Here is a 9,614-nt window from a genome sequence, read left to right on the forward strand (position 1 = left end):
TTCAAGGAATCTCGACGATCACGCGGCGTTCGGCGCGGTCGGCCGCGGACGCCGCGAGCAGGTGCCGCGCGAAGATCGACAGTCGTCGTCGCCGGGGTACGACGATCCTCGCGCCGAGGACGTCGTAGCGGGCGGCCTCGATCCGGTCGAGGATGCCTCCGTACAGCTCGAAGGCCGCTCGGATGCACGGCCGGGAGGAGGGGGTCAGCATGGCGAACCCCTCCTCGGCCCGCGCGTAGTGGTCCCTGGTCCGCTGAGTCTGGAAGGCGAGCAGCTCGCGCAGTTCGGGGGTGGTGACGCCGCCCTCCAGATCGGCGACCTTCACCCCGAACCTGTCCAGGTCCTCCATCGGAAGATAGACCCGGCCGCGTTCCAGGTCCTCGGCGACGTCACGCAGGAAGTTGGTCAGCTGGAAGGCCAGCCCCAGCTGGCGAGCCGGTTCGCGGGCCTTCTCCTCCATGCCGGGCAGCGGTTCGAGAACGGGCAGCATCATGGTGCCGATCACCGCGGCCGAGCCCTCCATGTAGCCGAGCAGGTCGTCGTAGGTCGGGTAGCGGGCGACGGTCAGATCGGCCCGCATCGAGCTCAGGAACGCCTCGATGTCGCGGTGGTCGATGCCGAAGGAGCGCACGGTCTGTGCGAACGCGGGAAGCACCGGATCGCCGGTGGCCTCGCCCGCCAGAGCCGCGGTGAGCCGGGCGGACAGGTCGTCGAGCGCCCGCGCCCGGTCGCCGGTCATCGTGAAGGAGTCCACGATCTCGTCGGCGTAGCGCGCGAAACCGTACAGGGCGTGCACGTGCGGGCGTTTCCAGCCGGGCAGCAGCAGGGTCGCCAGGTAGTAGGAGCGGCCGTGCCGGGCGTTGAGCCTGCGGCAGAGTTCGTAACTGGCGGTCAGGGTCATCGGGGGGTCTCCAGTACGCGTTCCGCGGCGAGCCGGCCGGAGATCAGCACCGGTGGCACCCCGACCCCCGGCGCGGTGTACATCCCGGCGAAGTGCAGTCCCGGGACGCGTCTGGCCGCCCCCGCCGGCCGGAACCAGGCCGTCTGCGCGAAGCGGTGGTCCAGCGCGAACGGGGTGCCCGCCGAGTGGCCGAGCCGCGCCCAGGCGGGCGGGTCGATGGTGAGCCTCGGCGCGGCGGACAGATCGCCGTAACCGAGGTCGGCGAGCCTGCCGAACAGCCGGTCCTCCAGTTTCGGGGTGAGCCGCTCCCAGTCGGCGCCGCCGCGCAGGTTCGCGGTCGGTTCCAGCACGGTGAGGGTGGCGTGGCCCGACGGCGCGGCGCCGGTGTCGGACTCGGGGTAGGTGACCAGCAGGTTCGGGTCGGGCTGTGGCCTCCCGGCGCGCAGCGCGTCGAAGGTGGCCTCCCACTGTCTGCCGAAGTGCAGGGTGTGGTGCGCCTGCCCGGCCAGGCGGCGGTCCAGGCCGAAGTGCATGACCAGGCAGGAGGGCGAGTACCGGGGCCGGCGGAGCCGCCAGTCGCCCGCGCCCTTCGGGAGCAGCCCGGTGTGGGCACGGGACAGGTCGCAGGCGACCACGACGTTGCCGGCCGCGAGGCGCTCCCCGGTGTCGAGCCTCACCCCGGAGACTCCGGAGGATCCGGCCTCGACCTTCACGGCGCGGACACCGTACCGGATGCGCGCGCCCGTCTTCTCGGCGAGCGCCGCCAGGGCGACCGGGATGGCGTGCATCCCGCCGTCGCGCGGGAAGAAGACGCCCCCGACGGTGTCCATGTGGGCGATGACCGCGTAGATCCCGAGCGCCTGGCGGGGCGGCAGGCCCACGTACAGGGCCTGGAAGGTGTGCGCCTTGATCAGCCGGTGGTCGGTGAGGTGGCTCCTGACGAGGGCGTCCATGCTGCGAAAGCCGCCCAGGGCCGCGAGGCGCGCCAGGACGCGGGGCTGGGCGAGGTCGCGCAGCCTCGTCATGTCGCGGTCGATGAACGCGGGCCACTCGATGTCGAAGAGTTCGCCGAGCCTGGCGCGGAAACGCCGGTATCTCGCGGCCTCCGCGGCGCCGCTCAGCGCGCGCACCCGCTCGGTCATCGCCTCCTCCCCGGCCACCACGTCCAGGTGGGAGCCGTCGTGGTAGCGCAGCCGGTAGTACGGGTCCAGGCGCCGCAGCGGAAGCATGCTCTCCATGTCCTGTCCGGCGGCGGCGAAGACGTCGGCCAGGACCTCCGGCATGGTCAGCACCGAGGGGCCGGTGTCGAAGCGGTACTCGCCGAGGGTGGCCGTACCGCAGCAGCCGCCCGGCACCTCGTTCGCCTCCACGATCGTGACGTCCCGTCCGGCGGCGGCGAGCCGGACCGCGGCGGCGAGACCTCCGAGACCGGCGCCGATCACCACGACCGGGCTCACGCGCCCCTCCTCGTCACCGGGTCTCCCTCACCGGCCGGCCCGTCCACACCCGCGACGAGTACGTCGGCCGCCCGTACGGCCGGATCCGTCACTCTCCCGCCGGTGACCTGCGGCGGCGCGTCGGCCTGGGTGCGGGCGGGCGGGGTCGCCTTCCGTCCCGGATGGTGGTCCATCCGCTCACGGGACCGGTCGGTCCCACGCGTGACGGCGGCCATGGGCATCACTCCTTCTCGTCCACAGAGGACTTCGCAAGCGACACCACGTCTGGATGCGTTTGTCCGACGGCAGGCGGATGGCCCGTGACCGGTGGCATCTGAAGATCCATCCCCGGGCCGGGCCGCGGGTAAGTCAACCCATGGCGCAAGAAGGCGTAAAAACGGCGAGGCCCGGTGTCCGCCGCGCGGCGGACACCGGGCCTCGCCGTTCGGGTCAGCGGACCGCCCGGAGGGCGTCGACGATCCCGTAGCCGTAGAAGCCGTTTCGCGACGCGTTTCCCTCACACGTCTGCGTCGAGGTCGCCGTGCTGTCGTCCGGCAGGTGCCGGGTGTAGGTGTGGGCGGGCGGGGTGGGGCAGGGCGTCCTGGTCGCGGTGCCCTTGAGGACCCTCTCCACGACGGTGGGACGGAGCGTCCTGCCTCCGTGCACCCGGTCGCGCCGGCCGTACTGGCTCACGATCAGCGCGGCGACCCCGGCCGCGCGGGGAGCGGCCATCGAGGTGCCCTGGAGATACACGTAGTAGCCGCAGACCTCGTCCTTGCAGTCGCGGACCACGTTGGTGACCTTGGGCGTGCCGTCGGGGTTGAGCTGGCCGCGCGCCTCGGCCAGCGACTTGGGATAGGCGGCCAGTGTCGCCCTGGTGACGTCGCGGTCGCCGTTCGCGGTGTCGTAGACGTCGCCGCCCGGGGAGGAGACGTCGATGTAGCCGTTGCCGTAGTCGGAGTAGTACGCCTTGCGCCCGCTGATGCCGGTCGAGGACACCGAGATCACATGCTTGGCCTCGCTCGGCATGGAGACGCAGCTCGGGGGGATCGTGCGCGCGTGGGGCGACTCGCCGGGCACACCGGCGAAGTCGGGGCTGGAGGCATCGACGATCTCCTTGGTGTAGTCGAAGGCCCCGTTGCCCGCCGCGGACACCAGGGTCACCCCTTTGTTGTGCGCGTAGGTGAGCGCCCGCTGCATCGCCTTGATGATCGTGGCCTGCTCCTGCCGGTCGGCCGGAGAGTCCGCCGGGTTGTCGACGCAGTTGAACATCCACGGGTCGATGTAGTAACTCATGTTGACCACGTCGACGCCGATGTCACCGGCGTAGGTCAGCGCGTCGACGCTGGGCTGCAGGAAGAAGAATCCCGAGTCCTGGCCGGCCCGCAGGCTCACGATCGAGACCTTGGGCGCCACGCCCGATATGCCGATCCCGTTGATGGGAGAGGCGATCGACGACGCCACGTGGGTGCCATGCTCGTTCTCGTCGACGTCCACCGGGTCGTTGCAGGAGCGGTCCGGTTCCTCCTCGCACGGGCCGTCGACCTTTTTGCCGTCGGCGTCGACGGGAATGTCGACGGTGAAGTTGCGGCTCAGTTCGCGGTTGAAGTTGGGTGCGATGTCGGGGTGGGAGCCGTCGACACCGGTGTCGATGACACCGACCAGCACGCCCGGGTCGCCCTGCTGGTGGTGGTAGGAGCCGTCGACGGTCGCGTGGATCTGCTTCATGTCCCACTGCAGCTCCGACAGCGGCTCCGCGGCGGGCGCGGGTGCGCCGAAGGCGGAGGCGGCCAGGGCGCCGTCACCGGCCTTCTCCACGGCGCTCGCCCGCACGGCCGCGTGGCCCGCCGCTCCCCTCCCGGCGGAGGGCACGCTGCCGATGGACCGGTTGTGGGCGAGGTCGTCGATCGAGGCGGCGTCGCGCACCGCCTCGGCGAAGTCGGTGTTCGCCGTCTTGACGGTGGCGACGCCGATCGCGGTGTTCTCCCTGAGGATGCTTCCGCCCGCCGCCCTGATGGCCTGCCGGGCGTCCGCCGGGCGCGCGCCCTCGGTGTAGAGGACGACGTACTCGGCCTCCACGACCGGTTCGGCGACCGCCCGCCGGGCCTGCGCCGGGGATACCAACGTGGCCGCCGCGAGGGGGACGACGGCCGCGGTGACGATGACGCGTTTCACATATACCTCCGTATATCCAAAGAGCTCCCCGCAAATGTGATTTCACGCGCACCAAGCAATTCATACGTGGACACATTTGCCGCCGATGTGCAACAAAACCAACAGGCGCCGGGAATCCCGCCACCCCTGTGAACTGCACACATTGGCGAATCATGCCATCAGTCAACCGTTACGAGGGAATTCTCGCGCCGAAAACGACGGCGGCATGAAGTCTCACGCGTCAAACCCGTTGTGAAATAACAGGAATGAGACCGAAAAAGCGGCAAAAGACAGGGCGGGAGGTCAGCCGGGCGGGCCGATCCGCTCCTGCCGTCCCGGCAGCGAGGTCACGTACGAGATGAGCGCGCGGAGCGCGCCCGACAGGTCGCCCTCGCGTGCGCGTGCCGTGAGCACGTGGCCGCCGTCCTCGACGGTGAGCTCGTAGTCGAAACGGTCGGGCCGCCCCTCGGCGCCCACCTGCTGCTCCGGCACGCCGGACAGCCCGGCCCGTTCCACCCGGGTGCGCAGCTCGGTCTCGTCGTCCGGCGCCAGCGACGCGGAGTCGACCGTGGTGACCGTGACGAGGCCGGCGATGCCGCCTCCCCGGACGACCGAGACCTTCATGGACGCGATCCTAGACCGGCCCGCGCGGCCCGGCCGGTTTCGCGCGGGGTTTCCTGGGCGATGACGGCACGTGGCGCCGATATGTCGCGCGCGACAAACCCGAACATCAGTCGCCTGACGTATCCGTCAGGGCGTCGCGCAGTTGCGCGCGAGGTGATGCCGAGCTCGGGGAAGGCCCCAGTACAGACGGGTGCTCACGGTGCGGTGTGACAGACAGGGAGGTCCTTGTCACCGGGGTTGGGGCCGTAGTCCGTCGAGGATGATTCGAGCGATGTGCGCGGAGCGTTCGCGGTCGGTGTCCGCGTCGGCGTGTCGGATCGCGGCGAAGGCACCGGCGACGATCGCCATCACCTCCTCGACCGTCACGTCGTGGCGTACGACGCCGGCGCGATGGGCGCGATCGAGCAGGTGCGCGACCTGGTGCGTGAGGTCGGCGGCGGCGTCCGGAGCGGCGTTGCGCAGGTCGAACTCGGCGGCCGTGAGCGCGCTCTTCACCGCCGCGTTCTCCGCGCCTGAGGCCATCATCCGGGACAGCAGCGTGAACAGGGCGGCTGGATCGTCGGTACCGGCGAGTGCCTCTCCCTCGGCGACCAGTTGTCTGATCTGGTCGATCGCGACGGCGAGGTACAGCGCTTCCTTGCTGGGGAAGTGCCGGTGGACGGTGCCGGAACCGACACCCGCGCGGCGGGCGATCTCGTCGAGCGAGACGCCGAGGCCCTGTGAGGCGAACAACCGCTGCGCGGTCCGCAGCACCTGTTCACGATTGCGGCGCGCGTCGGCCCGTAGTTCCCGGTCATGCACGGGAACCGTCGGCGGCTCGGCCGGAGTGTGTTTGGGCGTTCGACTGGACATCTCACGCCTACCCTAACCGGGGCGACGCCCCGTATGCTGTCCACATCTAAACGGGGCGACGCCCCGTTTATGCGGTCGCGTTGTTCCGCCATGGGGCGGATCCCACCGAACACGAGGAGATCCCTTCGATGACCACACGAGAGGAAGCCGGCGCCCTGGTGCTGCGGATGCAGGAATGCTTCAACACCCGGCAGTTCGACCAGGCCGCCGATCTGTTCACCCCCGACTTCCTCAACCACCCGCTTGGCGCCACCGGGTTCGAAGCGGGCAAGGAGGCCTGGGTCCAGGTCGTCGCCCGGTTTCCGGCCATGCGCGTTGTCGCCGACGACATCTTGATCGACGGTGACAAGGTCGCCGTCCGCTCGTCGGTTGAGGGGATGGCGGCCCCGGGTGGCGACGCCCGGCCCGTGCTCATCGAGATCTTCCGCATCGACGACGGCCGACTCGCGGAGACCTGGGGCGTCACCGAGGGCCCCGACCCACGTCACTGAGGCCCCGCGGCCTCACAGGTTCCTCCGGGTTTCGAACCTCGAACGGCCCCTAGAGGACTCCGACCTGCTGCCACGCGGCGCGTATCTTCCGTTGCTCGTCCCCGTCCGCGCCGAACAGCTCCCCGGCCACCTCCACGGTCGCCTCCGCCGCCTCCTGGAAATCGGAGCGCGGCCGGAGCCGCTCGGTGAGCGTGACGTACCAGACGCGTCCGGCGCGCTCCCAGGCGTTGCCGCCGATGGCGGTGGCGGCGAGGTAGAAGGCGTGGTTGGGGATGCCCGAGTTGAGGTGGACGCCTCCGTGGTCGTTGGAGGGGTCGCCGTCGTCGGGCAGGTCCACGTAGTCGCGCATGTGTCCCGGCTGGCGGTCGCCTCCCCCGGCCGGGGTCGACCAGGCGGTCCCCGGCGCCTTCATCGAGCGCAGCGCGGTTCCCCGCAGGGCGCTGCCCAGGATGCCGTCACCGATGAGCCAGTCGGCCTGCTCCGCGGTCTGCCCCCTGCCGTACTGCTTGGCGAGCGACCCGAAGACGTCGGAGAACGACTCGTTCAGGGCGCCGGGCTGCCTGCTGTAGACCAGGTGCGCGGTGAACTGGGTGATGCCGTGGGTCAGCTCGTGCGCCACGACGTCGACGGCCCGGGTGAGGGAGCCCTTGGTGAAGATCTGCCCGCTGCCGTCACCGTAGATCATCTGGAAGCCGATCCAGGCGGCGTTGTCGTAGTCGGTCCCGTAGTGGACCGAGGAGACGATCTCCAGCCCTCGCCCGTCGATGCTGTCGCGCCCGAAGACCCGCCGGTAGAAGTCGTAGGTGAGGCCCGCCCCTTCGTAGGCCTCGTCGACCGCCGCGTCACCGGACGGCTGCTCGCCCTCGCCGCGTCTCTTCCTGCCGGGAAGGTCGAAGTCGCCGCCGTTCTCGACGTCGTAGACCGTACGCACCATGCCGGGGGCGGGCTCGACGTCGGAGAGGGTGAGACTGAGCTGACGCAGCGCGCCACCGAACGAGGCGCGCTGTGCGCGGGCGCTCTCCGAAGTGGCGAGGGTCCTGAGCGCGGCCTCCCGCTCGGCGGGGGTTCCGTGTTCGGCGACCGCCGCGAGCAGGTCGGGAGGTGCGATACAGCACTGGGGCATGCTGTCGAATGTCGTCATGTGTTAAGGATCGTCACCGTCTGCTCAAACTGTATGAGTATTGCCATACTTGATGCCTTCGGGGGTGGACTGGGGTGTGCCCACGGGAGCGGTCGTGAGAGGGTTCTTCTGCTCGACGATCACGGGGTCGTGACCGCGCCCGGGGAAGAGGGCGAGACGGAGGCGGCGGTGCTGGGAAACGTGGAAGAGAACGAGGGGACGGTGCGGGCGCTCACGGTGACGACGCACGGCGATCGGCTCGGCTCACCGATGACGGGTACACCGGTGACGGGCCTCGCGCGGGGAGAGACCGGCTCGCGAAGCACGCGACTCGCGCCGCGAGACACCGCTTCTCGGAGGACGGGCCGCGCATGACGTCACTGCTGGCCATCAGCGACCTGCACATCGGCTACCAGGAGAACCGCGACATCGTCGAGAAGCTGCGGCCCACCTCCGCCTCCGACTGGCTGCTGGTCGCCGGGGACGTCTCAGAGAAGGTCTCCGACGTCGAATGGACCCTGGGACTGCTCGCCGAACGGTTCGAGAAGGTGGTGTGGGCGCCCGGCAACCACGAGCTGTGGACCCATCCCAGCGACCCCGTCCAGTTGCGCGGCGAGGAGCGCTACCGGCACCTGGTCGAGGTGTGCCGGAACCTGGGGGTGGCGACGCCCGAGGACCCCTACCTCACCTGGACCGGCCCTGGCGGCCCGGTCACCGTCGCCCCACTGTTCGTGCTGTACGACTACACCTTCCGCATGCCCGGTGTGGCCACGAAGGAGGCGGCGCTCGCCCGCGCGTACGACAAGGGGGTGGTCTGCACCGACGAGATGCTGCTGCACCCCGACCCGTACCCCACCAGGGACGCCTGGTGCGACGCCAGGATCGCCGAGACCGAACGGCGCCTGGAGGCCAGGCCGCCCGGGGTGCCCACGGTGCTGGTCAACCACTACCCGCTGGTGCGCGAACCCACCCTGATCCTGTACCACCCGGAGTTCGCGATCTGGTGCGGCACCGAGCGCACCGCCGACTGGCACCTGCGCTTCGACGCCGCCGCGGTCGTCTACGGTCACCTGCACATCCCCAGGACCACCTGGCACGACGGTATCCGCTTCGAGGAGGTCTCCTTGGGCTATCCCCGCGAGTGGCGTCCCAGGTCCACCGCGCCCGGTCAGCTGCGGCGCATCCTGCCCAGCCCGAAGGCCGCCTCGTGATCGAGAAGATCCTGCCGCCGTGGGTGGCGAGTTCGGAACGCTTCGAGGACCCGCCGGACGTCGTGCTGTTCCCCGAGGAGGAGGAGGCCGTCGCCCGCGCGGTGGAGAAGCGGCGGCGCGAGTTCGGCACCGCGCGCCACTGCGCGCGTCAGGCCCTGGCCGAGCTCGGACTGCCGCCCGCGCCGATCCTGCCCGGTGAGCGCGGCGCCCCCGTGTGGCCGGACGGGGTGGTGGGCGCCATCACCCACTGCGCCGGATACCGTGCGGCGGCCGTCTCCCGCGACGCGCTCACCATCGGCATCGACGCCGAGCCTCACGAACCGCTCCCCGACGGCATCCTGCCGGCGGTCTCGCTGCCCGAGGAGCGGGCCGCGCTGGAGCGGCTGAACGACGACGTGCACTGGGGCCGGCTGCTGTTCAGCGCCAAGGAGAGCGTCTACAAGGCGTGGTTCCCGCTGGCCAGGCGCTGGCTCGGCTTCGAGGAGGCCCACCTCGTCTTCTCCCCCTCCGGTACGTTCACCGCCCGCCTCCTCGTCCCCGGCCCCGTCGTGGACGGCCGGGAGCTGACCGGTTTCACCGGCCGCTGGCTGGTCTCCGACGGCCTGGTCGTGACCTCCATCGCGGTGCCGGGAAAGTCCGCGCCGAGACAGGCCGCGACGGGATAGTCCGCGACGTCCCCTGCGGGAGGTCGGGACTCCCGTCGACCTCCGCTTCGTCTCGAAGAGCGGAGGCGGCCACTGATCCTGATACTCGGAGGCCTGTTCCTGCTGGGCAAGAGCGTCCACGAGATGCACAGCAGCCTGGAGGGGGACTCCCACCACTCCG

At 70.5% G+C, this 9,614-nt stretch carries 10 protein-coding genes; 3 read left to right on the top strand and 7 right to left on the bottom strand.

Going from position 1 to position 9,614, the window contains the following annotated elements:
- Position 1 precedes the first annotated feature (1 nt).
- From AB0B96_RS36880 to AB0B96_RS36905, 6 genes are all read right to left on the bottom strand, one after another.
- Positions 2 to 901: a phytoene/squalene synthase family protein gene (locus AB0B96_RS36880; protein ID WP_362906409.1), complete on the bottom strand. Its 900-nt coding sequence runs from the start codon at positions 899 to 901 to the stop codon at positions 2 to 4.
- Complete coding sequence (gene crtI, locus AB0B96_RS36885) at positions 898 to 2,358, bottom strand: phytoene desaturase family protein (protein ID WP_362906411.1); 1,461 nt, start codon at positions 2,356 to 2,358, stop codon at positions 898 to 900. The genes AB0B96_RS36880 and crtI overlap by 4 nt, the downstream gene beginning before the upstream one ends.
- Positions 2,355 to 2,573, bottom strand: coding sequence for a hypothetical protein (locus tag AB0B96_RS36890; protein ID WP_362906413.1), 219 nt, complete (start codon positions 2,571 to 2,573; stop codon positions 2,355 to 2,357). Before AB0B96_RS36890 ends, crtI begins: the two co-directional genes overlap by 4 nt.
- A 214-nt stretch (positions 2,574 to 2,787) precedes the next feature.
- Positions 2,788 to 4,512, bottom strand: a complete 1,725-nt coding sequence (locus AB0B96_RS36895) for a S8 family serine peptidase (RefSeq protein WP_362906415.1) — start codon at positions 4,510 to 4,512, stop codon at positions 2,788 to 2,790.
- Positions 4,513 to 4,794: 282 nt separating this feature from the next.
- Positions 4,795 to 5,115: a protealysin inhibitor emfourin gene (locus AB0B96_RS36900; protein WP_362906417.1), complete on the bottom strand. Its 321-nt coding sequence runs from the start codon at positions 5,113 to 5,115 to the stop codon at positions 4,795 to 4,797.
- Between the two features lie 228 nt (positions 5,116 to 5,343).
- Entirely contained in the window at positions 5,344 to 5,967 is a 624-nt protein-coding gene (locus tag AB0B96_RS36905; RefSeq protein WP_362906419.1) for a helix-turn-helix domain-containing protein, read from the bottom strand.
- 128 nt (positions 5,968 to 6,095) lie between these two features.
- Here AB0B96_RS36905 and AB0B96_RS36910 point away from each other — a divergent pair, with 128 nt between their 5' ends.
- Complete coding sequence (locus AB0B96_RS36910) at positions 6,096 to 6,458, top strand: nuclear transport factor 2 family protein (protein ID WP_362906421.1); 363 nt, start codon at positions 6,096 to 6,098, stop codon at positions 6,456 to 6,458.
- Between the two features lie 49 nt (positions 6,459 to 6,507).
- Here AB0B96_RS36910 and AB0B96_RS36915 read toward each other — a convergent pair whose 3' ends face one another.
- A complete protein-coding gene (locus tag AB0B96_RS36915; protein ID WP_362906423.1) occupies positions 6,508 to 7,599 on the bottom strand; it encodes a M4 family metallopeptidase in 1,092 nt (363 codons plus the stop codon).
- Between the two features lie 350 nt (positions 7,600 to 7,949).
- Between AB0B96_RS36915 and AB0B96_RS36920 the strand changes: the two genes are divergently transcribed.
- Positions 7,950 to 8,789: a metallophosphoesterase gene (locus AB0B96_RS36920; protein ID WP_350946374.1), complete on the top strand. Its 840-nt coding sequence runs from the start codon at positions 7,950 to 7,952 to the stop codon at positions 8,787 to 8,789.
- Complete coding sequence (locus AB0B96_RS36925; RefSeq protein ID WP_362906426.1) at positions 8,786 to 9,454, top strand: 4'-phosphopantetheinyl transferase superfamily protein; 669 nt, start codon at positions 8,786 to 8,788, stop codon at positions 9,452 to 9,454. Before AB0B96_RS36920 ends, AB0B96_RS36925 begins: the two co-directional genes overlap by 4 nt.
- Positions 9,455 to 9,614: the final 160 nt, after the last annotated feature.

This window comes from Streptosporangium sp. NPDC049046 (genome assembly GCF_040649155.1).
Taxonomy (GTDB): Bacteria; Actinomycetota; Actinomycetes; order Streptosporangiales; family Streptosporangiaceae; genus Streptosporangium.

Excerpts from the sequence above, each read along its gene's own strand:
- AB0B96_RS36880 (WP_362906409.1), bottom strand. The coding sequence starts at position 901 with ATGACCCTGACCGCCAGTTACGAACTCTGCCGCAGGCTCAACGCCCGG.
- AB0B96_RS36890 (WP_362906413.1), bottom strand. The coding sequence starts at position 2,573 with ATGGCCGCCGTCACGCGTGGGACCGACCGGTCCCGTGAGCGGATGGAC.
- AB0B96_RS36900 (WP_362906417.1), bottom strand. The coding sequence starts at position 5,115 with ATGAAGGTCTCGGTCGTCCGGGGAGGCGGCATCGCCGGCCTCGTCACG.
- AB0B96_RS36905 (WP_362906419.1), bottom strand. The coding sequence starts at position 5,967 with ATGTCCAGTCGAACGCCCAAACACACTCCGGCCGAGCCGCCGACGGTT.
- AB0B96_RS36910 (WP_362906421.1), top strand. The coding sequence starts at position 6,096 with ATGACCACACGAGAGGAAGCCGGCGCCCTGGTGCTGCGGATGCAGGAA.
- AB0B96_RS36915 (WP_362906423.1), bottom strand. The coding sequence starts at position 7,599 with ATGACGACATTCGACAGCATGCCCCAGTGCTGTATCGCACCTCCCGAC.
- AB0B96_RS36920 (WP_350946374.1), top strand. The coding sequence starts at position 7,950 with ATGACGTCACTGCTGGCCATCAGCGACCTGCACATCGGCTACCAGGAG.